This is a genomic window from Qipengyuania citrea, assembly GCF_024171405.1.
In the GTDB taxonomy this organism is placed as follows: Bacteria; Pseudomonadota; Alphaproteobacteria; order Sphingomonadales; family Sphingomonadaceae; genus Qipengyuania; species Qipengyuania profunda.
On record NZ_JALJZT010000003.1, the window covers coordinates 63,981 to 83,969 of the forward strand.

Consider the following 19,989-nt stretch of genomic DNA (forward strand, 5'->3'; position numbering starts at 1 on the left):
AGGCAGTCGTGGCCAAGGGCAAGGGCAGTGGCAAGATGCGGCGCATGGGCGACCTGCCCAGCAAGACCTGCCTGACCTGCGGCTTTCCGTTCACCTGGCGCAAGAAATGGGCGCGTGACTGGGACGGGGTGAAATACTGCTCGGACAAATGCCGCCGGAACAAGCCGGCGGCAGGCAGCGAAGCGGCAGGCCAGGAATGACCGCCACTCGCGTCGATTTCTACCAGCTCAGCCGGGATCCGGTCGATGTCACCACCGCCAAGCTGGCGCGCAAGGTACTGCAGGCGGGCGAGCGGCTGGTGGTGGTCAGCGGGGACGAGGGCCAACGCGGCCAGCTCGCCAAGCTGTTGTGGGAACAGGGCGGGGCGGCTTTCCTCGCTAATGGCATGGCCGGCGGTCCGCATGAGGCACGCCAGCCGATCCTGCTGTCGGCGGATTGCGCCGCGCCCAATGGCGCGCGCATGGCGCTTATCGCCGATGGCCAGTGGCGCGAGGATGCGCTGGGGTTCGACCGGGTGCTGCTGTTGTTCGATGGCACGCAGCGCGATGCCGTTGCCGAACTGTGGCGGCGCTTCGCGCAGGACGAGCAAATCGACAACCGCATCAACAAGCAGGACGAAAACGGTGCCTGGCGCGAAGGGCGCTGACGGAACCCTTCGGCGCTTCGTGGGTCGATTGGGTATGACCCGCAGCCCGCATGCCGCCCGCCTCGCCGCTTTCAGCGCTGCCGCGCTCGCGCTGAGCGGTTGTGGCGGCGATGCGGAGGACACCGAGGGCGCGTCGGCGGGTGACGGCGCCGAGCCGCGCGGCTCCTACGATATCGATGCCCGGACCGGCGAAACCAGCGCGCGCCATACCGATGGCGATGGCACCACCACGACGATGCGTTCGGGCGAGAAGGTGCCGGTCGCCTTGCCGGCCGGTTTCGCGGTCTATCCCGGCGCGAGCGTCACCAACAACACCCGGGTAGAACAGGCCGACGGGCTGCTGGTGCTGCTCAATCTGGAAAGCGATGCCACGCCGCAGGAGATGGTGTCCTATTACCGCAACCAGGCCGAGGCGGCGGGGATCGACGTGGCCACTTCGCTGGAAAGCGGCCCGGTGACGATGATCGGCGGCGAAGGCGCGGACGGCACCAGTTTTTCCTTCACCGCCACGCGCCAGGACGCGGTCACCGAAGCCCAGCTGTCGATCGGGCGCGGCCTCGAATGAATCTTGCCCGTGCGGGCGCGCAGCGCTAGGGGCGCGCGCGAGACCTCCTCTCCCCGTATAAAAATCCACGCAAGGAAATCACCATGGCGGTTACCCGCACCTTTTCGATCATCAAGCCCGATGCCACCCGCCGCAACCTGACCGGTGCGGTCACCAAGATGCTGGAAGAAGCCGGCCTGCGCGTCGTCGCTTCGAAGCGCATCCAGATGACCCGCGAGCAGGCCGAAGGCTTCTACGCGGTCCACAAGGAACGCCCCTTCTTCGGTGAGCTGGTCGACTTCATGATTTCGGGCCCGGTCGTCGTGCAGGTGCTCGAAGGCGAAGACGCCGTAAAGCGCAACCGCGACGTGATGGGCGCGACCAACCCGGCCGATGCCGACGAAGGCACGATCCGCAAGACCTATGCGGAATCGATCGAAGCCAATTCGGTCCACGGCTCGGACAGTGACGAAAATGCCAAGATCGAAATCGACTTCTTCTTCGACGAAGCCGAACTGGTTGGTTGAATTCCTGCCTAAGCGGTTAATTCCGCTGGCATAACTTTTGATGCTTGAAGCGGGGGCAATCCATTATAGGATTGTCCCCGTTATGCTGCGCTTCCTGTTCAAGAAACATCTGACCCGCAAGGCTCGCGTGGCGGCCGTGCACGACGTGGTCGACGGGCTGAATTCGCTCGATTACGAGGCGGTATTCCGGGTCATGACCCCCGATGCGGTGCTGGTCGATGGCAATGGACTGAAGCTCGAAGGGGTCGACGCGATCATCGATGGCGACCGCGCCTTTCGCGAACAGGCCGACCGTCCGCAGATACTGATCGATACGCTCGACCATTCGGGCGATGAAGTGCTGGTCCGCGGCCATATCAACAGCTCGATGCCCGAAATCGACGGGCCGGTGATGTGGCGCGTCTATTTCGATGGGTTGCGGATTGCGCGGGTCGAGATCACGCGTCCGCCCGATCGCATGACCGGACCGTTGTTCGCTGCCCAGCGCGAGGCGCGCCGGGCCAGTTGATCCGGTTCAGCTCGCCGCGAATTGCGCGAGCTGGGTCTTGTGCGCAGTATGGCTTCCGTGCTCTGCGCGGCTCTGTTCGCGGTGCATCGCCGCGAGCGCGGCATCGGTCAGTGGCAGGCCGAGTGCCGCATAGGTCTGGGCGATCTCGCCCGGCCAATCGGTATTGAGCCGCTCGAAATCGACGCATGCGACCGGGCCCCGGAATTCGGCCAGCGCCGTCTCCAGCCGCTGTTCGCGCAGGCGCAGCTTGCGCTGCCATTCGCGCTCGATCCCCGCCAGATCACCATGATCGGACTGCACCGCCATCTGGCTGGCGACGAGCGATACCGAGCTGTCGAGCACCTCCGCGCTGTCGCGCCGGGTCACGACCAGCCGCGCATCGGGGAATTGCGCCAGCAGCGCGGGCAGGTCCTCCGAGAATTGCGGGCATTTGAGCACCCGCGGCCGGTCCGCATCGCCCATCGTCGCTGCGTCCGTGCGCAGGATCCGCGCGAACTCGGCATAGACGGGCGCGGGATCGCGCGTCTCGCTCCAGCCGACGAAACCGGGAATATGCCACTGCGCTTCGAAGGTCGCGGGTGACAGCGCGCCCGCCAGCCAGCCGATTTCCTCGTCGATCCGCGTCGCCCCGAAGGGGTGCAGCGCGTCGAGCCAGGGATTGATACGCCGCGCGATCGCCAGCGCCGCGCCCGCCTTCAGCGGACGCCAGTCGGGGGTGACCGGTACGGGATTATGGCTGTTGCAGAAACGCGTGCCCGCATGCTGCGGATCGGCAGCCAGCAGGCGGTGCATCCGGGTAGTGCCTGCGCGCATCTGGCCGACCACGATGATCGGCGGCGCGATGGCGGTCTGCGCCAATTGCGGCGTCTCACGCCAGACCTGGCCCAGCGCATGGCGCTTGCGAATGGCCGAGGTCAGCTGGCCATAGGCCATCGCATGGCCCATCGCATTGAGCGCGGCGTCCTCGCGCAGGCTCGCACACAGCTGGTCCAGCCGCGCGCGGAAATCCTCGACCTCTGCGGCGCTGCGCAGCGAAGTTTCGTCTTGCGGATCGAACCCGCGGCTGCCGACCTCCCACAGGAATTCGGGCTCCAGCGGGGGTTTGGGGGTCAGGCCCCTGTCCCACAGCGCCTGCACCGCGCGCCCGGCCCAATCGGCCGCTCTAGCGCGGGCCAGCGGATGCGGGCGATTGGGGATGCCCACCGCGGCTAGACCTCGTCCGCCGCGTCGATCAGGCGGGCGGCGCTCTTTGGCGCGACCGCGCGCCAGCTGCGTTGCAGCCAGTCGGCGACAGTGTCCCAATCCACGCCGGGGCGGTTGAGGATCACGCCGATCCAGCCGCTCGCGCCATAATAAGCGGGCCTGTGATAGGCCTGCGGCTGCGCCTCGACCAGGTTCTCCAGCTCGTCCAGCCCGGAGCATTTGACCAGCAGCGAGATATGCGGCGTGCCGTGATGCTGGTCGGAGAAATAGGCGAAGAACTTGCCCGATTTCTCCGTCCCCACGCGAAAACCGGGCGAACCGTGGCTCTCGCGCTCATGCGTTTGCGGCAGCGCCAGCGCGCGTTCGCGCACGCGCTCGAGCAGCCATTTCGGATCGTTTCCGCGCGAGACGTATTCGCTGAGCACTTGGGGATAGAGCTGGTGTTCGGCCACGCGCACGCGGTTGGCGAGCTTTTCGGGCGTATCGCCCGGCCAGATTGCCACCGCCAGCTGCCCCAGGATTTCGCCGGCATCGAGCTCGTCTGTCACCAGATGGACGCTCGCCCCGGCATGGCTGTCGCCTGCCGCGATGGCCTTGGCATGCGTGTCGAGCCCGGGATATTTGGGCAGCAGCGAGGGATGGATGTTGAGCATGCGGCCCTCCCACCGCGCGACGAAGCCGGGCGTCAGGATCCGCATATATCCCGCCAGCACGATAAAGTCCGCCCCGGCATCGCGCGCTGCCTGCTCCATCGCCGCGTCATGGTCTTCGCGTGCCATGCCCCGGTGCGAAAGCGCAAAGGTCGCGACGCCCTCGGCTGCGGCCAGCTGCAGTCCTTCGGCCTGCGGATCGTTGGCCGCGACCAGCACGATCTCATAGGCCGCATGGGGCAGGCGGCTGGCATAGAGCAGTGCGGCCATATTGGTGCCCTTGCCGGACACGAAGACCGCGACCCTGGCCCTGTCAGGCATTATGCGTCGCCGACCAGTCCTCGTGCGCGGCCCAGGTCCCGGCCGATCCGCGCACGGTGCAGCCCTTGTCGCCCGCGTCGATCCGGCCCACGGCGAGCACGGTCTCGCCCGCATCTTCCAACCGGCTGCGGACCACTTCGGCATGCGCCGGCTCGACCGCGAGCACCATGCCGACGCCGCAATTGAAAGTCCGCGCCATTTCGGCGGGTTCGATATTGCCCTGCGCTTGCAGGAACGCCATCAATCCGGGCTGTTCCCAGCCATCGGCATCGACCTCGGCATGCGCGCCCTCGGGCAGCACGCGCGGGATATTCTCGAGCAGGCCGCCGCCGGTGATATGCGCCAATGCGTCCACCAGCCCGTCGCGGACCAGCGGCAGCAGGCTCTTCACATAGATTCGCGTCGGCTCGATCAGCGCGTCGATCAGCAGGCGGTCGCGGTCGAACAGCGCCGGACGGTCGAGCTTCCAGCCCTTGTCGGCAGCCAGTCGGCGCACGAGCGAATAGCCGTTCGAATGGACACCCGAACTGGCGAGGCCGAGCAGTATATGCCCCGGCGCGACGCGTTCGCCGGTCAATTGTTCGCCGCGTTCGACCGCGCCGACGCAGAAACCCGCGAGATCGTAATCGCCCGCGGCATACATGCCCGGCATTTCGGCGGTTTCGCCGCCGATCAGCGCGCAGCCGGCCTGTTTGCAGCCCTCGGCAATGCCCGCGATCACGCGCTCGGCGACGCCGTTCTCCAGCTTGCCGGTGGCGAAATAATCGAGGAAAAACAGCGGTTCGGCGCCCTGGACGATCAGGTCGTTCACACACATGGCGACCAGATCCACGCCCACCGTGTCATGGCGGTCGCTGTCGATCGCCAGCTTGAGCTTGGTGCCCACGCCATCGTTGCCCGCGACCAGCAGCGGGTCCTTGTAGCCAGCCGCCTTGGGGTCGAAAAACCCGCCGAAGCCGCCGATTTCGCCATCGGCCCCCGGGCGCAGCGTCGCCTTCACCAGCGGGCCGATCGCCTTGACGAGCGCATTGCCCGCTTCGATCGAAACACCCGCCTGTTCGTAGGTGTAGGAAGGCCTGTTGCTGCGCGGTTCGTCACTCATCCCACCCGCCTTACGCATTCGCGCTTGGATTTCCATAATCCTTTCGGCAAAAGGCGCCCTGTTTTCCCCATGAGCCAAACCATCCCCCTCCAACCCGCCCTGCGCCGCTCTGCCATCCTGGTGCTGGTCGTGGCCGCGCTATGCGTGCTGGGTGTGGCAGTGTGGGCGCAGGTCGGCGGCGAACGCGGGATCGCCCCGGTCGCCTCGAGCAGCGACATCCAGGTCTCGGGGATCGAGGTCGATGTCCGCGCCGACAGCGGCTCGGACGCCCGCGCGCAGGCCTGGGAAGAGGCGCAGCGCAAAGCGTGGGAGCGACTCGACGGGCCGCAATTGAGCGATTCGCAGATCGCGGGCCTCGTGTCCGCCATCGTCATCGAGCGCGAACAGCTGGGGCCGAAACGCTATATCGCCACGCTGGGCGTGGTGTTCGACCGCCAGCGCGCCTCGCGCTATCTCGGTTCCGAAGGCGAAGCGCGGCGCTCGGCGCCCATGCTGCTGCTGCCGGTGACGGTCTCTGCGGGCACGCAGATGGTCTATGAACGGCGCAACCCGTGGCAGCGCGCCTGGGCCGAATATCAGGCAGGGCAGAGCCGGATCGACTATGTCCGCCCGGCGGGTGCAGGCGGCGATTCGCTGCTGCTGACCTATGGCCAGACCGGCCGCCGCAGCCGCACTTGGTGGCGCAATGCGCTCGACCAGTTCGGCGCGGCCGATGTCCTCGTGCCAATCGCGAACCTGCGCTACACCTATCCCGGCGGTCCGGTCGAAGGCACCTTCACCGCCCGGTTCGGCCCCGACAATCAATATCTCGACGGGTTCGACATGACCGCCGCTTCGCCGGCCGAACTGCCCGCCATGCTCGAACGCGCAGTAGTGCGTTTCGACCGCATTTTCGAACTGGCGCTGGCCGATGGCAAGCTGCGGCCCGATCCCACGCTCGATATCGGCACGCCCGAACTCGACCCCGCGCTCCAGCGCCTGCTCGAACTGGGCCGGGCGATGCGCGCGCGCGACCAGGCCGCCGCTGCCGCCGCCTCGCAGCCGACCACCGAAAGCGGCGATGCGATCACCGCCGCCCCGATCCAGACGCCGCCGCCCGAAGGTTCGGTCGCGCTCTACACCGTGCAGGTGGCCACTCCCGATGCCGGCGCCTTCGACGGCGCGGTGTCCGCCGTACGCGGCACGCCGGGGGTCCGCAGCACGGGCGTTCGCAGCACGGCGATCGGCGGGACTTCGGTGATGACGGTGAGCTATGCCGGTTCGATTACGCAGTTGGCCGAAGCGCTGCGCGCGCGCGGCTTTACCGTTCGCCAGGGCAGCAACGCGCTCGCCATCAGCCGCTGAGCCGCGCGCGGTGACGTCGCAGATCGCTCTCCCGTTGATTCCCGCCGGTGCGGGCGAGCCGCCCTCGATCGTGGTCGGATCGGGCAACCGTGCGGTTGCCGAAGCGCTAGGCACGCCCGCCAACTGGCCGTTTCGCACCGCGATCCTCCATGGGCCACCGCGGTCGGGCAAATCGCTCTTCGCGCGCTGGTTCGCGGCGCGTCATTCCGCGGGCGTGATCGACGGCGTCCAGACGCTCGCCGAGACCGAGATATTCCACCGCTGGAACCGCGCGCAGGAAGACAGCTTGCCGCTATTGCTGGTGGTCGATGGCGAGAACTGGGAGATCGCGCTGCCCGACCTGCGCAGCCGCATGGGCGCAGCGCTACAGCTCGAAATCGGCCCGCCCGACGACGATATGGCGCGCGACCTGATGCTCTCGCATGCCGCGCAAAGGGGCCTCGCGCTGGGTGAGGGCGCACCCGCCTATCTGGTCCCGCGAATGGAGCGCAGCTACGCGGCGATAGAGAAAATCGTCGCCGAAATCGACCGGCTGAGCCTTGAACGGCAGGTTCCGGCAACCCTATCTGTATGGCGTGACGCGTTGGAGGCGGTGCAGGGTCCGGACCAGGGCCGCTTGCTTTAATCGCCACCCGGTGGGAGAATAGTGTCCATGTTCGAACGGCTTGTCGCCTATCTCGACAGCGTGAAGGCACGCGATCCTGCCCCCCGCAGTCGGTGGGAAGTGCTCACCTATCCCGGTGTCTGGGCGGTATTCTACCACCGCGTCGCGCATTGGCTGTTCGAAGCCGAGCTGTTTTTCCTCGCCCGGCTGGTCAATCACTGGAGCCGGATGGTTACCGCGATTGACATCCACCCGGGCGCGACCATCGGCAAGCATCTGTTTATCGACCATGGTTTCTCGGTGATCGGCGAAACCGCCGAAATCGGCGACAATGTCACCATCTATCAGTGCGTCACGCTGGGCGGGACCAATCCGACCAATGGCAAGGGCGGCAAGCGCCATCCGACCATTTCGGACGAGGTGATCATCGGCTCCGGCGCGCAGGTGATCGGTCCGATCACGGTGGGCCGCCGCGCGCGGATCGGCGCCAATGCGGTGGTCACCGACGAAGTGCCCGAAGGCGCGACCATGATCGGCCTCAAGGCGCGCAGCACGCTGGTGCCGGCAGAGGAATGGGTGAAGGAATTCATCCCCTATGGCACGCCCTGCGACGATCCGTGCGAGCCGAGCCGCGATTGCATCGAAAAGCTTGAGACCGAGATGAAGTCGCTGCGCGCCGAAATCGACGCGCTGCGTGCCGAAGTCGAGCCCGCCCGCCGCAGCGGTACCGAGGATTGATGAACTTCCTTGGCGACACGGTGGTCGCGTTTCCCGGGCGGAAGCCTCAGCAGATCGGCTTTACCCGCGAGGAACTGACCCGCATACTCGACCTTTACGGGCGCATGGTCGCAGCCGGGCAATGGCGCGATTACGCGATGGATTTCACGCGCGACGTGGCGGTTTTCGCCGCTTTCCGCCGCGCCGCCGAACGCCCGCAGGCGCGGATCGAGAAACGGCCCGCTCTGCGTAACAAGCAGGGCATGTGGACGCTGGTCGGCGAACACGGCCAGGTGCTCAAGCGCGGCCACGAACTGCCGGGCGTGATCGCGCCGATGGAGCGGCGCTTGCTCAAGGCGATCGACAGCTAGAACCTAGCCGATACGAAAAAGGGCCCGCGCCGCAGCGCGAGCCCCCTTTTGCGTAACCAGTGCTGCGGATCAGCCGCGCGCGCTGCCCGGGCCGGTGCCGGTAACCTTCTGCATCGCGGTCAGGATCGCGCCCGACTGCTCGCTGCCCGACTGCGGGGCCTTGAGGTTCGAGAATTCGCTAATCTTGTCCCAATTGGCGGCGAAGCCTTCGACCGTGCGCTCTTCATCCTTCAGCCAGACCGCATCGTTCATCACGGTCCAGGCGCTATGGAAGCCGCCCGCACCCGCGCCGACGATGGCGTTGGTCGGCGCATCTTCGCTGACGAGGAACAGCGCGGCCGGGACCACATTGACCGGGTCGAACAGCTTGAAGGCTTCTTCGGGGAAGAGGTCTTCGGTCATCCGCGTGCCCGCCACCGGCGAGATCGTGTTGACCTTGATGTTGTACTTCGCGCCTTCGAGCTGGAGCGTCTTGGTCAGGCCAGCAAGGCCGAGCTTGGCCGCGCCGTAATTGGCCTGGCCGAAATTGCCGAACAGGCCGGTCGAGCTGGCGGTCATCAGGATGCGGCCATAGGCCTGCTCGCGCATGGTTTCCCACACGGCCTTGCTGACATTGGCCGAGCCGTTGAGGTGGACGTCGACGACGAATTCGAAATCGTCCATCGTCATCTTGGCGAAGGTCTTGTCGCGCAGCACGCCGGCATTGTTGATGACGACATGCACGCCGCCCCACTTCTGCTTGGCGTCGGCTACCATCTTTTCCATCTGCTCGAATTCGGTGACCGAACCGCCGTTCGACATGGCTTCGCCGCCGGCCTTTTCGATTTCCTCGACCACCTGCAGCGCCATGTCCGAATGGCCGGTGCCGTCGCGCGATCCGCCGAGATCGTTGACCACGACCTTGGCCCCGCGGCGGCCGAGTTCGAGCGCGTATTCACGGCCCAGACCGCCGCCTGCGCCGGTTACGATGGCTACCTTGTCCTTGAAATCGATGCTCATCGAGCTGCTCCTGCTTTGTCGTTTACGTAAAGGTTAATTGGGCGCGTGGGTGGCATGTTCGCTTCGCACTTGCAACACTGGGTATGGCGGGCCGCCGTTCCGTAGCGGCGGGACGCTCAGCCCAGCCTGGCCAGCGCCGGAACCAGTTCCGCCAGCGACTCGATCTCCGCATCGGCACCCAGCTCGCCGCGCGGTTTGTCGCAATACCCATAGCGCGCGCCGATCACGGGTACGCGGGCCGCGCGCGCCGCGGCGACGTCATACGAGCTATCGCCCACAAAGGCGAGGCTGCCGCCGCCGCCGCGGCGCTGCGCTTCGAAGATCGGGTCCGGCGCGGGCTTGGCCTTGCCCTTGCCCATGGTATCGCCGCCGATGATCGCGGCGAAATGATCGGCGAGGTCGAGCGTGGTCAGGATCTGCCGCGCGAAGCTTTCGAACTTGTTGGTTACCACCACCATCGCGATGTCCCGTTCGCGCAGCAGGGCGAGCGTTTCACGGGCATGCGGATAGGGCTGCGTGTGGACCGCGTTATTGTCGGAATAATAGGCCAGCATGGCCTTGTAGAGCCTGCGGAATTCATCCTCGGGCAGGCCGCCCTGTTCGTCTACCGCGCGCTGCAGCATGATCTTCGCGCCGCCGCCGATCAGGTCGCTGGCGTGGTCCGCCGGAACCGGGGCGAAGCCGCCGAGGTCCAGCGCGTGATTGACCGCCGCGCCAAGGTCGCGGTGGGTTTCGAGCAAGGTTCCGTCGAGATCGAAACCGATGATGGCGAAGGGCAAGTCGGTCATGGCAGCGGCGGTGGCGGAAGGTTCTTCAAACTGCAAGCGATTGGTGGCAAGGCTCGGCGCCATGAACACTTCCCGCGAATTCGCCGCCGTCATCCTTGCTGCAGGCAAGGGAACCCGCATGAAAAGCGACCTGCATAAGGTCCTGCATCCGATCGCCGGGCGGCCGATGCTGCTCCACCTGCTCGACAGCTTTGCCCAGCTCCATCTCAAGCGCACGGTCGTGGTGGTAGGCGACAAGCGCGAGCAACTCGACGCTGCGCTGGAAGGGCGCGACGTTGCCACCGCATTGCAGGAGCCGCAGCTCGGTACTGCCCACGCCGCGCTGCAGGCGCGTGAAGCGCTCGAAGGCTTTTCCGGCCATATCCTCGTGTGCTTCGGCGATTGCCCCATGGTTCGCGGCGAGACGGTACAGCGGCTGATCGCGGCGCTCGACGATGGTGCGAAGGTTGCGGTGCTGGGCTTCCGTCCGGCCGATCCGCTCGCCTATGGCCGCATCATCGCCAATGCCGATGGGACGGTTTCCAGAATGGTCGAATTCAAGGATGCGAGTGCGGACGAACGCGCCTGCGACCTGTGCAACTCGGGTCTGATCGTGGCGCATTCGGACGATATGTGGCCGCTGCTCGACGCGGTCGGCAATGACAATTCGCAAGGCGAATATTACCTCCCCGATGTCGCCACCGGCGCGATTGCGCGCGGCGATACGGTCAAGGTGGTGGAGACCGATGCGGGCGAGGTCGCCGGGATCAACAGCCGCGCCGAACTCGCCCGCGCCGAGGCACAATGGCAGGAGCTGAAACGCGAGGAAGCGATGACCGACGGCGTCACGCTGACAGCCCCCGAAACGGTGTTCTTCAGCTGGGACACCGCGCTCGCGCCCGATGTGACGGTGGAGCCGCATGTCGTGTTCGGCCCTGGTGTCACCGTCGCAGGCGGCGCGCGGATCCGCGCCTTCAGCCATCTCGAGGGCGCGCGCGTGGGCGAGGGGTGCTCGGTCGGTCCCTATGCCCGCCTGCGCCCCGGCGCGGTGATGGAAAAGGACAGCTTCGTCGGCAATTTCGTCGAGATGAAGCAGGCCACGCTGGGCGAGGGGGCCAAGGCCAGCCACCTGACCTATCTCGGCGACGCCGAGGTCGGCGCGGGGGCCAATATCGGGGCAGGGACGATCACCTGCAATTACGATGGCTATTTCAAGCACAGGACGGTGATCGGCGACCGCGCCTTTATCGGATCGAACAGCGCGCTGATCGCGCCCGTGCGGATCGGGGCGGATGCGATCGTGGCGGCGGGCAGCGCGGTCAGCCGCGATGTCGGCGACGGCGATCTGCGCATGGTGCGCGGCGAGCAGGTGGTCAAACCCGGCTGGGCGGACCGCTTCCACGACGCGATGAAAAAGAAGAAGGCGGCGGCGAAGAAGTGAGAGCGCTGCCAGTCTTCACCTTGCTCCTCGCGTCCTGTGGGGGCGGGACCGCGGAAAACGAGGCTGGACCGGCGCGAGAGCGCGGCAAGCCGGTGGTGGCCCCGGCGGCCGCACTTTCGCCTGCCGCAGAACCTGCTCCCACCAGTCCGCTTGGCAAGACGGTCGGATGCGCGCCCGACGAAGAGCGGATATTTTCCTGCAAGGTGGCCAGCGGCAAACGGATCGCGATTTGCGGCACGGGCGAGCGAGACGCCGAATACCGCTTCGGCGGAAGCACCCCCGAACTCGTCCTGCGCGGCGGTCGCTGGGCGAGCGTGCCCTATTCGGGCGGGGGCGAGGCGCAGGTTGCCTTTGCCAACGGCGCCACGCGCTACATCGTCTTCAGCCGCATGGTCCGGACCAATTTCGCCGCCGGAGAACCGAACAATCCCGCGATCAGCGACGGCGCGATAGTGCTCGACGGCGAGAAGGTGATCGGCCTCCAGCTCTGCGACGATGCAGATACCGTCTCGATCGACTACGATCTGGCCGAAGCCCATTTCCCGCGCTCGGACGAGCTGTTTAGCTGGGAGACCGACCGCGCCGACCGCCGAACCCGATAGCTGCTGGCTGTGTGGGCGCGCGCTGGGGCGCAAGGTCCAGCAGCATCACCCCGTGCCCAAGGCCAAGAAGGGGCGCGAGACCGTACCGCTCCACCCGATCTGCCACCGCGCGATCCACGCCAATTTCACCAATGCGCAGCTGGCACGGATCGGCGCGGACCGCGAGGCATTGCTCGCCGATGAGGCGCTGGCGCGGTTCGTGGAATGGGTGGCCGACAAGCCGCCCGATTTCCACGCCCCGACGCGCAGGCCGCGCTGATCAGTCCGCCAGTCGCTGCAGCAGATAGACCATCTGCAGCGCCTGGATCTTGGCGCGCTGTTCGTTGTCGACGCCGCCCGAATGGCCGCCGGTCATGTCCTCGAAGTAGTAATACTCCTGCCCCAGTTCCTTGACCCGCGCGGCGCCCTTGCGCGCATGCGCCGGGTGCGTGCGGTCATCGGCGGTCGAGGCCCAGAAGAAGGGCGCGGGGTAGTCCTTGCCCTCGAGCAGCTTCTGATAGGGTGAATAGGGCTCGATCCAGGCGCGCTGCTCGTCGATGCGCGGATCGCCATATTCGCCCGTCCACGACGCGCCGCGCCCGATCACGTGATACCGCAGCATGTCGAACAGCGGGATTTGCACGATCGCCGCGTTGAACAGGTCGGGACGCTGGGTGAAGGCGGTGCCCACCAGCAATCCGCCCTGCGAGCCGCCCTGGATGCCGAGATGGTCGGGGCTGGTGATCCCGCGCGCGATCGCATCCTCGGCGATGGCGAGGAAATCGTCCCAGGTGCGCTGCTTGTTCTCGCGGATCGCGCTCTGGTGCCAGCCGGGGCCGAATTCGCCACCGCCGCGCATATTGCCGAGGATATAGGCGCCGCCGCGCTCGAGCCAGATCTTGCCGATCGAACCGAGGTAGGAGGGCAGGCGCGGGACCTGGAAGCCGCCATAGCCGGTCAGCAGCGTGGGATTGGTCCCGTCCATCACCATGCCCTCGGGCTTGACGAGGAAATAGGGGATCTTCGTCCCGTCGGCGCTGGTCGCTTCGTATTGTTCGACTTCCATGCCTGTCGCATCGAAATAGCTGGGCGAGGTCTTGATCACCTCGGGCGCGGCGCTGCCGTCCGAATAATAGAGCGTTGAGGGCGTGAGGAAATCGGTCACCGAATACATGATCTCGTCCGAACTCTCCGACGCGGTCTGCACGCCCACGGTCGAATTGTCAGGCAGTGCGATCTCGCTCGAAACCCATGCGCCATCGACATGGTCGAACTTGAGCACGCGGCCGCGAACGTTGTCGAGCAGGCTGACATAGAGGCTTTCGGCGGTATTCGCCGCACCCTGCTTGGTCTGCTTGTCTTCGGGGGCCCAGACGAGCGTCTTGGTCGCACCGTTCGGGTCGGCCTTGAACGCTTCGAGATCGACCGACACCAGCGCATCGGCGGGGAAGGTCTGGCCCTGCGTTTCCCAATCGACATCGGTCGAGAACAGCAATTGCCCATCGATCAGCCCGTAGGGCGCGGCCTTGAGCGGCATGTCGAGCCGCAGCCATTCGCCCTCATGCTGCCAGAAATATTCGGTTTCGTGGAAGCTGGTCGCGCGGAAGGCGTAATAGCCATGCGCGGTGCCGGTGTGATCGCGCAGCAATGTGGCGCTCGACCAGACGTCGGCTTCCTCGCCGCGCCAGATTTCCTGCGCGTCCTCGATCGCGGTGCCGCGTTTCCAGATGCGCGATGTGCGCGGATACTGGCTCTCGGTCAGCGTGCCTTCGCCGAAATCGCGGCTGACCAGCAGCGTATCGGCATCGACCCATTCGATCCCGCCCTGGCTCTTCTGGTCGAGGAGGAAGCCGTCCTCGACGAAGCTCTTGGTGGCCATGTCGAACTCGCGCAGCACGGTGGCGTCCTCACCCCCGTCACTCAGCGCGATCATGCACATGCGCTCCTGCGGCGGCAGGCAGGTGCTGCCCTTGTAGACCCATTCGCGGCCTTCGGCTTCTGCCAGCGCATCGACGTCGAGCACGGTTTCCCACTGCGGGTCGTCGGTGCGGTAGCTGTCCAGCGTGGTGCGGCGGACCAGCCCGCGCGGGTTCTGCTTGTCCTGCCAAAAATTATACAGCCCGTCGGGGCGGATCGTCACATAGGGAATGCGATCCTCGCTGTCGTAGATCGCCAGCGCCTCGGCCTTGACCGCGTCGAATCGCGGGTCGCCAGCGATGAGCTCCATCGTCCGTTCGTTCTCGCTGCGCACCCAGTCGAGCGCTTCATCGCTGCGCGCCTCCTCGAGCCAGATGTAGCTGTCGTCCTCGGGACCGGGGATGCCGTCCTGCGCGGCGGCGGGCGTTTGGGGTGCAAGCGTCATGGCAGCGGCAATGGCCAGCGCGGATACGAGTTTCAAGGGCTGTCTCCTGAGTCTTGGACGCCTTATGCGCAAAGGCGACAGGAAGGAGCAAGGGGGCGGCTCGTTTTGGCGAAATCCTTCCGGCGGCGACCCGTCAGTCGGTTTCGGCAGACCCGTCGCGCAGCACCCAGACCGAGATCGTGCGGGCATGGATTCGGGCATGCGACCGGCGTTCGTAATCGCGCGTCACGGTCTGCATCACCAGCGCCTTCACCTCCTCGTTCTGCGTGGTGAAGGGAATGTCCGCAGTCACGATCACTGGCGGCGGGCGCGACAGGATCCGGCGGACCTCGTCAATCTGCCGGATGCCGAGCGCATCGCGTTCGAGCGCATTGTTGAGGTGGTCGGGATAGATGAACCGCGTCGGCAGGCAGCTGCCCGTTTCGCGGTAGAGCGCGGTGGGCCCGTCGAAGACCCACAGGCAGCGCGTGCGGTCGTCGACCAGCGGGCTGATCGTGGCCACCAGCTGCGCCATGCCGGCGCGCGAACGCTGCGTCGCGTCCACCCTTGTGCCGTAATAGAGCAGCGAAAAGCAGATCGCGATCGCGGCCAGCATCGGCGCCAGCCGCAGCGGCCCGCGCCGGTCGAGAAACGGCAGCGCGAGCAGGATCGTCGCCGGGACCAGCGCGGCATAGTAATAGGCATAGACGGTGGAGGGCAGGAATACCGTGGCAAGGCTGGCGAGCAGCCAGGCGGCATAGAAGGCGTAGGTGCGTCGGTCGGTGGGGATACCCATCCGCCGCAGCGCCGCATAGGCACCCAGACCCGCGAGGGCGACAAGCGGGAGCTGGTACAGCCAGTGCGCCGAGAAGCGCCCCGCGGGGGAGGGCAGCCGGTCGAAGAAGCTGACGAAATTCGCAAACCAGAAGGCGTCCCATTCGCCGATCGCGAGATAGGACAGGCCGACCAGCGCCGTAGGCAGCAGCCCGAGAGCGGCAAAGGCGGCGCCCAGCCTGGCGAGCCGGACAAGCGACCGATCGCGCCCGTACTGGCCCCACAGCGCCCACAGGCCGAAGAACGCGCATTGCGGCACCACGGTATATTTGATCTGCAGCGCCAGTCCGCCGATCAGCATGGCGGCAAGCGCGCGGCGGATCGCATGCGGATGGCTGGGATCGCGCACGAGGATCGCCATCGCCAGCATGGCGGGGACATGGAAAATCTCGGTCTGGCCCGAATGCGGGCCGTAGAGCGCCATCAGGATGAGATAAAGAACACCGGCTCCCATCGCGACGGTCCGGTCGACCAGCGTCAGCGCCAGATGCCGTGTGAGCATGGCGCCGAGCACAGCGAAACCGGTCGCGAACAACTGATAGGCCAGCGGCGAGGGTCCCCCGATGGCATGCGCCAGCGCATAGAGCAGGAACAGGCCGACCGGCTTGCGGTCCCATAGGTCGACGAACGGCAGCTTGCCATCGAGCATGGCATTGCCGATCAGCGAATAGAGCTGTTCGTCGATATCGGCATTGGCATCGCCCAGGAACGGCAGGCGGATCACCAGCGCACAGACTGTCAGGAGCAGGACCACGCTGACCGCATCGGCGCGCGACCGGAAACCGGTTTGCGGATCACTGGACTTCACGATTTGCGCCTTCATGGCGTGCTGGCCCCCACCTGTCGCCATGCTCTGTGGCGCAGCGTGGTAAACTTTAGCCTAACCCACGCGGGGTAGGCGATAGGGCGCGCAAACGAAAAGGGCGACCCCGCAGGGCCGCCCTTCGTGTTCGGTATGGGGCGAAAGCCTCAGCCCTCGACGTGTTCGGCGAGGACCGTCAGGCCGTTTTCGCCGACCTCGGCGAAACCGCCGCGGACTTCGACCAGTTCGGGCGCGGCGCCTTCGGTCTTGTAGATCTGCACCGATCCGTCGCGGATCGTCGACATGAAGGGCGCGTGGCCTTCGAGCACGCCGAATTCGCCTTCCGCACCGGGTACGACGACCATGTGGACGTCTTCGGAGCGGACCAGCTTGGCGGGAGTTACGAGTTCGAAGTGCAGTGGCATGTCATTCCTCAAGCAGGTATTGCTGGATTATCAAAGGTGCTCCCGCATCGATGGCGCTTGCGTCGAAGAACTGGACCCCCAGATAAACTTCATCGATGGCCGGAGTGCGAAGCGTGGTCAATTCAAGGCGCTCATCCGGCGATGGTGCAGTCGGGTCCGGAAAAAGCGTATTATCAATTAGCCTGTAATCCGCGAGCATTCCATCGAAGGCGCGCCTTGCGCCTGGTCCATCCACGCTCACCTGACAAAAATTGGCATCCCAAGAATTGCCGATCCGGATTTCACCGTCGTCAGCTTGCCGAAACACGTAATCAACAGTGCCAGCCCGGGCGTGTTCGTGTGTTCCTTCCGAGGAATACCCGCGCGACACAATCTGGCTTTCTTCGGCCAACGGTGTCTCAATATCCATCAGCCTCGGACAGAGTTCAATCACCGCTTCTCGACCCAGTTCTTCCAGATCAGCAGCATGCGACGGCGTGGCCATAATACCTAAGGCCACGCCTCCAGCCGCACATAGAAAATGGCTAGGTCTCCGTAGCAAACTGCTTACGAGTCCTCGGCCAGCTTCTTGGCCTTCTCGACTGCCTGATCGATACCGCCGACCATGTAGAAGGCGGCTTCGGGCAGGTGATCGTATTCGCCGTCGACGACTGCCTTGAACGAGGCGACCGTGTCTTCGAGCTGCACGAACTGGCCGGGGATGTTGGTGAACACCTCGGCGACGTGGAACGGCTGCGACAGGAACTTCTGGATCTTGCGCGCGCGGGCCACGGTCAGCTTATCTTCTTCCGACAGCTCGTCCATGCCCAGGATGGCGATGATGTCCTGCAGGCTCTTGTACTTCTGCAGCGTTTCCTGGACCCGGCGGGCGGTGTTGTAATGCTCTTCGCCGACGACGCGCGGTTCGAGCACGCGGCTGGTCGAATCGAGCGGATCGACGGCCGGGTAGATACCCAGTTCCGAAATCGCACGGTTGAGCGTGGTGGTCGCGTCGAGGTGGGCGAAGGAGGTTGCCGGGGCCGGGTCGGTAAGGTCGTCGGCGGGAACGTAGATCGCCTGGACCGAGGTGATCGAACCCTTGTTGGTCGAGGTGATGCGTTCCTGCAGATTGCCCATGTCGGTCGACAGCGTCGGCTGGTAGCCCACGGCCGAAGGAATACGGCCGAGCAGCGCCGACACTTCCGAACCCGCCTGCGTGAAGCGGAAGATGTTGTCGACGAAGAACAGCACGTCCTGGCCTTCGACGTCGCGGAAATATTCCGCCATGGTCAGACCCGACAGCGCGACGCGGGCACGTGCGCCCGGCGGTTCGTTCATCTGGCCGAACACCAGCGCAACCTTCGAACCTTCGGAGATGGCATTACCGTCGGCGTCCTTGGCGATAACGCCGGCGTCGAGGAATTCGTGATAGAGGTCGTTACCCTCGCGGGTACGCTCACCGACACCGGCGAAGACGGACACGCCGCCATGGCCCTTGGCGATGTTGTTGATCAGTTCCTGGATCAGCACGGTCTTGCCGACGCCGGCACCGCCGAACAGGCCGATCTTGCCGCCACGCGCATAGGGCGCGAGCAGGTCGATGACCTTGATGCCGGTGACGAGGATGGCCGCTTCGGTCGACTGGTCGACGAACAGCGGGGCTTCGGCGTGGATCGGCATCGTCTGGTCGGCGCCGACCGGGCCACGTTCGTCGATCGGCTCGCCGATGACGTTCATGATGCGGCCAAGCGTCTTCGGGCCGACGGGGACCGAGATCTGCGAGCCGGTGTTGACGACTTCCTGGCCACGGACGAGACCTTCGGTCGCGTCCATCGCGATGGTACGTACGGTGTTTTCACCGAGGTGCTGCGCGACTTCGAGGACCAGCGTGTTGGCGCCGTTCTTCGTTTCGAGCGCGGTCAGGATGGCGGGCAGTTCACCTTCGAACTGCACGTCGACGACAGCGCCGATGACCTGGCTGATGGTGCCGTTGGGCGATTGGTTGAGTACGGGTGCGGTGGCCATGATCTATGTCCTGACTTGGGGTTTAATGCGCCTTAGCCGACGCAGACATTTTCCGGATCGGCAAAGGCCCATTCGCCTTCGCCAGCAGTAAGGGTCGCCTTGTTGCGAAGATATTCGTCGTCACCGAGGCCGAATTCGCACACGACATCGGGCGAACCCATGCCGGCGCGCTTGCAAATCGCGGTGTTGACTGCCTCGTCTTCGGGGCAGGCTTCGGCGTATTTCGCAGTGAGCAGCGCCTGGTCGGGCGCGGGCAGCGTCTGGATCGGCTCGGGCGTCACGACCTGTTCGGGCGCGGTCTGCGCGGCGGGTTCTTCGCCGCAGGCAGTCAGCAGCGCGAGGGGGAGGAGGAGGGCAAGCTTGTTCACATCGGGTCCTTAGAGAGCTTCCGCACCGGCGATGATCTCGATCAGCTCGGTGGTGATGGCGGCCTGGCGGCTGCGGTTGTACTGGATGGTCAGCTTGCTGATCAGGTCGCCGGCATTGCGCGTGGCATTGTCCATTGCGGTCATCGACGCGCCCTGTTCGGACGCCTCGCGTTCGAGCAGCGAAGCGAACAGCTGCGTCTTGACGTAACGCGGGAGCAGTTCCTCGAGGATTTCTTCCTCGCCCGGTTCGTATTCGACCACCGCATCGCCCGCGGTTCCCGTATCGCCTTCGGGCGAGGGGACGGGGATCAGCTGGTCGACGGTCGGGTCCTGCGCCAGCGCCGACTTGAAGATCGGGTAGACGAGATGGGCGACATCGAATTCGCCCTGCTCGAACCGCGCGATCAAATCGTCGGCGATCGCTTCGGCTTCCTCGAAGCCCGGCTGGCGGACTTCGGAAGTGTCGAACCAATTTTCGATCCGCTCGGCATAGTCGCGCTTGATCGGGGCGCGGCCCTTCTTGCCGACGAGGTAGAAGCGCACTTCCTTGCCCTCGGCGATCAGCGCGCGCGCCTTGACCTTGGCGGCCTTGACGATGTTGGCGTTGAGACCGCCGCACAGGCCCTTGTCGGTGTTGACCACCACCAGCAGGTGGCGTTTGTCCGATCCGGTGCCGCGCAGCAGGCGCGGGGCGCTGTCGCCGCTGACCTTGCCGGCCAGCGATGCCATCACGCCTGACAGCCGTTCGGCATAGGGACGCGCAGCTTCTGCCGCGGCCTGCGCGCGGCGCAGCTTCGCAGCCGCGACCATCTGCTTGGCCTTGGTGATCTTCTGGGTCGACTTGACCGAGTTGATACGGCCCTTGAGTTCTTTGAGGCTAGCCATGTTCG

The 19,989-nt window shown here is 65.6% G+C and carries 24 protein-coding genes; 12 read left to right on the top strand and 12 right to left on the bottom strand.

Translation table 11 applies throughout. The features are described 5' to 3' along the window. Positions 1-35 precede the first annotated feature (35 nt). From J2S32_RS15310 to J2S32_RS15330, 5 genes are all read left to right on the top strand, one after another. Positions 36-200, top strand: coding sequence for a DUF2256 domain-containing protein (locus J2S32_RS15310; RefSeq protein ID WP_253523430.1), 165 nt, complete (start codon positions 36-38; stop codon positions 198-200). Beyond that, the gene (locus J2S32_RS15315; protein ID WP_253523294.1) at positions 197-646 is read left to right on the top strand and encodes a DNA polymerase III subunit chi; all 450 of its coding nucleotides are present in this window, start codon (positions 197-199) and stop codon (positions 644-646) included. The genes J2S32_RS15310 and J2S32_RS15315 overlap by 4 nt, the downstream gene beginning before the upstream one ends. Positions 647-680: 34 nt before the next feature. Continuing rightward, complete coding sequence (locus J2S32_RS15320; protein WP_253523296.1) at positions 681-1,211, top strand: hypothetical protein; 531 nt, start codon at positions 681-683, stop codon at positions 1,209-1,211. Positions 1,212-1,294: 83 nt separating this feature from the next. Then, positions 1,295-1,717: a nucleoside-diphosphate kinase gene (gene ndk, locus J2S32_RS15325; protein ID WP_253523298.1), complete on the top strand. Its 423-nt coding sequence runs from the start codon at positions 1,295-1,297 to the stop codon at positions 1,715-1,717. 82 nt (positions 1,718-1,799) lie between these two features. Next, positions 1,800-2,225, top strand: coding sequence for a nuclear transport factor 2 family protein (locus J2S32_RS15330; RefSeq protein ID WP_253523300.1), 426 nt, complete (start codon positions 1,800-1,802; stop codon positions 2,223-2,225). 6 nt (positions 2,226-2,231) lie between these two features. Here the strand turns inward: J2S32_RS15330 and J2S32_RS15335 are convergent, their stop codons facing one another. From J2S32_RS15335 to purM, 3 genes are read right to left on the bottom strand one after another with little or no spacing between them, the layout of a single operon-like run. Further along, positions 2,232-3,428, bottom strand: coding sequence for a sulfotransferase family protein (locus J2S32_RS15335; RefSeq protein WP_253523302.1), 1,197 nt, complete (start codon positions 3,426-3,428; stop codon positions 2,232-2,234). 5 nt (positions 3,429-3,433) lie between these two features. Then, complete coding sequence (gene purN, locus J2S32_RS15340; RefSeq protein ID WP_253523303.1) at positions 3,434-4,399, bottom strand: phosphoribosylglycinamide formyltransferase; 966 nt, start codon at positions 4,397-4,399, stop codon at positions 3,434-3,436. Further along, the gene (gene purM / locus J2S32_RS15345; protein WP_253523305.1) at positions 4,392-5,501 is read right to left on the bottom strand and encodes a phosphoribosylformylglycinamidine cyclo-ligase; all 1,110 of its coding nucleotides are present in this window, start codon (positions 5,499-5,501) and stop codon (positions 4,392-4,394) included. Before purM ends, purN begins: the two co-directional genes overlap by 8 nt. Before the next feature lie 69 nt (positions 5,502-5,570). Between purM and J2S32_RS15350 the strand changes: the two genes are divergently transcribed. Genes J2S32_RS15350 through J2S32_RS15365 form a run of 4 tightly spaced genes read left to right on the top strand, consistent with a single transcriptional unit; the run spans position 5,571 to position 8,537 of the window. Continuing rightward, entirely contained in the window at positions 5,571-6,845 is a 1,275-nt protein-coding gene (locus tag J2S32_RS15350) for a heavy-metal-associated domain-containing protein (protein WP_253523307.1), read from the top strand. Positions 6,846-6,855: 10 nt separating this feature from the next. Next, positions 6,856-7,470, top strand: a complete 615-nt coding sequence (locus tag J2S32_RS15355; RefSeq protein ID WP_253523309.1) for an HdaA/DnaA family protein — start codon at positions 6,856-6,858, stop codon at positions 7,468-7,470. A gap of 27 nt (positions 7,471-7,497) precedes the next feature. Beyond that, positions 7,498-8,187: a serine O-acetyltransferase EpsC gene (gene epsC, locus J2S32_RS15360; protein WP_253523312.1), complete on the top strand. Its 690-nt coding sequence runs from the start codon at positions 7,498-7,500 to the stop codon at positions 8,185-8,187. Next, positions 8,187-8,537 carry a DUF2794 domain-containing protein gene (locus tag J2S32_RS15365; protein WP_253523315.1) on the top strand — a complete coding sequence of 117 codons (351 nt, stop codon included), beginning with the start codon at positions 8,187-8,189 and terminating at the stop codon, positions 8,535-8,537. The genes epsC and J2S32_RS15365 overlap by 1 nt, the downstream gene beginning before the upstream one ends. Before the next feature lie 69 nt (positions 8,538-8,606). Here J2S32_RS15365 and J2S32_RS15370 read toward each other — a convergent pair whose 3' ends face one another. Both J2S32_RS15370 and J2S32_RS15375 read right to left on the bottom strand, forming a co-directional pair. Beyond that, on the bottom strand, positions 8,607-9,536 hold the full coding sequence (locus J2S32_RS15370) for an SDR family NAD(P)-dependent oxidoreductase (RefSeq protein ID WP_253523317.1): 930 nt from the start codon (positions 9,534-9,536) through the stop codon (positions 8,607-8,609). Between the two features lie 116 nt (positions 9,537-9,652). Beyond that, positions 9,653-10,324 carry an HAD hydrolase-like protein gene (locus J2S32_RS15375; protein ID WP_253523320.1) on the bottom strand — a complete coding sequence of 224 codons (672 nt, stop codon included), beginning with the start codon at positions 10,322-10,324 and terminating at the stop codon, positions 9,653-9,655. Positions 10,325-10,385: 61 nt separating this feature from the next. Here J2S32_RS15375 and glmU point away from each other — a divergent pair, with 61 nt between their 5' ends. Genes glmU through J2S32_RS15390 form a run of 3 tightly spaced genes read left to right on the top strand, consistent with a single transcriptional unit; the run spans position 10,386 to position 12,605 of the window. Further along, positions 10,386-11,744 (top strand): bifunctional UDP-N-acetylglucosamine diphosphorylase/glucosamine-1-phosphate N-acetyltransferase GlmU, encoded by a 1,359-nt coding sequence (gene glmU / locus J2S32_RS15380; protein WP_253523323.1) that lies wholly within the window; start codon positions 10,386-10,388, stop codon positions 11,742-11,744. Next, entirely contained in the window at positions 11,741-12,346 is a 606-nt protein-coding gene (locus J2S32_RS15385) for a hypothetical protein (protein ID WP_253523326.1), read from the top strand. The genes glmU and J2S32_RS15385 overlap by 4 nt, the downstream gene beginning before the upstream one ends. Before the next feature lie 7 nt (positions 12,347-12,353). Next, the gene (locus tag J2S32_RS15390; RefSeq protein ID WP_253523432.1) at positions 12,354-12,605 is read left to right on the top strand and encodes an HNH endonuclease; all 252 of its coding nucleotides are present in this window, start codon (positions 12,354-12,356) and stop codon (positions 12,603-12,605) included. Here J2S32_RS15390 and J2S32_RS15395 read toward each other — a convergent pair whose 3' ends face one another. From J2S32_RS15395 to J2S32_RS15425, 7 genes are all read right to left on the bottom strand, one after another. Continuing rightward, positions 12,606-14,723 carry a prolyl oligopeptidase family serine peptidase gene (locus J2S32_RS15395; RefSeq protein ID WP_367398994.1) on the bottom strand — a complete coding sequence of 706 codons (2,118 nt, stop codon included), beginning with the start codon at positions 14,721-14,723 and terminating at the stop codon, positions 12,606-12,608. It abuts the gene before it with no gap. Positions 14,724-14,820: 97 nt separating this feature from the next. Further along, the gene (locus tag J2S32_RS15400) at positions 14,821-16,308 is read right to left on the bottom strand and encodes an ArnT family glycosyltransferase (protein ID WP_253523328.1); all 1,488 of its coding nucleotides are present in this window, start codon (positions 16,306-16,308) and stop codon (positions 14,821-14,823) included. Positions 16,309-16,469: 161 nt separating this feature from the next. Further along, a complete protein-coding gene (locus J2S32_RS15405) occupies positions 16,470-16,727 on the bottom strand; it encodes an ATP synthase F1 subunit epsilon (protein ID WP_253523330.1) in 258 nt (85 codons plus the stop codon). A 1-nt stretch (position 16,728) separates the two neighbouring features. Beyond that, complete coding sequence (locus tag J2S32_RS15410) at positions 16,729-17,211, bottom strand: hypothetical protein (protein ID WP_253523332.1); 483 nt, start codon at positions 17,209-17,211, stop codon at positions 16,729-16,731. 62 nt (positions 17,212-17,273) lie between these two features. Further along, positions 17,274-18,731, bottom strand: a complete 1,458-nt coding sequence (atpD, locus tag J2S32_RS15415) for a F0F1 ATP synthase subunit beta (RefSeq protein WP_253523334.1) — start codon at positions 18,729-18,731, stop codon at positions 17,274-17,276. A gap of 32 nt (positions 18,732-18,763) precedes the next feature. Further along, positions 18,764-19,099 (bottom strand): hypothetical protein, encoded by a 336-nt coding sequence (locus J2S32_RS15420; protein ID WP_253523336.1) that lies wholly within the window; start codon positions 19,097-19,099, stop codon positions 18,764-18,766. A 9-nt stretch (positions 19,100-19,108) separates the two neighbouring features. Continuing rightward, entirely contained in the window at positions 19,109-19,984 is an 876-nt protein-coding gene (locus J2S32_RS15425; protein WP_253523338.1) for a F0F1 ATP synthase subunit gamma, read from the bottom strand. Positions 19,985-19,989 lie beyond the last annotated feature (5 nt).

Coding starts and splice junctions, on each gene's coding strand:
- glmU (WP_253523323.1), top strand. CDS start 10,386: ATGAACACTTCCCGCGAATTCGCCGCCGTCATCCTTGCTGCAGGCAAG.
- epsC (WP_253523312.1), top strand. CDS start 7,498: ATGTTCGAACGGCTTGTCGCCTATCTCGACAGCGTGAAGGCACGCGAT.
- J2S32_RS15370 (WP_253523317.1), bottom strand. CDS start 9,536: ATGAGCATCGATTTCAAGGACAAGGTAGCCATCGTAACCGGCGCAGGC.
- atpD (WP_253523334.1), bottom strand. CDS start 18,731: ATGGCCACCGCACCCGTACTCAACCAATCGCCCAACGGCACCATCAGC.
- J2S32_RS15425 (WP_253523338.1), bottom strand. CDS start 19,984: ATGGCTAGCCTCAAAGAACTCAAGGGCCGTATCAACTCGGTCAAGTCG.
- purN (WP_253523303.1), bottom strand. CDS start 4,399: ATGCCTGACAGGGCCAGGGTCGCGGTCTTCGTGTCCGGCAAGGGCACC.
- J2S32_RS15310 (WP_253523430.1), top strand. CDS start 36: ATGCGGCGCATGGGCGACCTGCCCAGCAAGACCTGCCTGACCTGCGGC.
- J2S32_RS15375 (WP_253523320.1), bottom strand. CDS start 10,324: ATGACCGACTTGCCCTTCGCCATCATCGGTTTCGATCTCGACGGAACC.
- purM (WP_253523305.1), bottom strand. CDS start 5,501: ATGAGTGACGAACCGCGCAGCAACAGGCCTTCCTACACCTACGAACAG.
- J2S32_RS15350 (WP_253523307.1), top strand. CDS start 5,571: ATGAGCCAAACCATCCCCCTCCAACCCGCCCTGCGCCGCTCTGCCATC.
- J2S32_RS15330 (WP_253523300.1), top strand. CDS start 1,800: ATGCTGCGCTTCCTGTTCAAGAAACATCTGACCCGCAAGGCTCGCGTG.
- J2S32_RS15320 (WP_253523296.1), top strand. CDS start 681: ATGACCCGCAGCCCGCATGCCGCCCGCCTCGCCGCTTTCAGCGCTGCC.
- J2S32_RS15405 (WP_253523330.1), bottom strand. CDS start 16,727: ATGCCACTGCACTTCGAACTCGTAACTCCCGCCAAGCTGGTCCGCTCC.
- ndk (WP_253523298.1), top strand. CDS start 1,295: ATGGCGGTTACCCGCACCTTTTCGATCATCAAGCCCGATGCCACCCGC.
- J2S32_RS15315 (WP_253523294.1), top strand. CDS start 197: ATGACCGCCACTCGCGTCGATTTCTACCAGCTCAGCCGGGATCCGGTC.
- J2S32_RS15410 (WP_253523332.1), bottom strand. CDS start 17,211: ATGGCCACGCCGTCGCATGCTGCTGATCTGGAAGAACTGGGTCGAGAA.
- J2S32_RS15365 (WP_253523315.1), top strand. CDS start 8,187: ATGAACTTCCTTGGCGACACGGTGGTCGCGTTTCCCGGGCGGAAGCCT.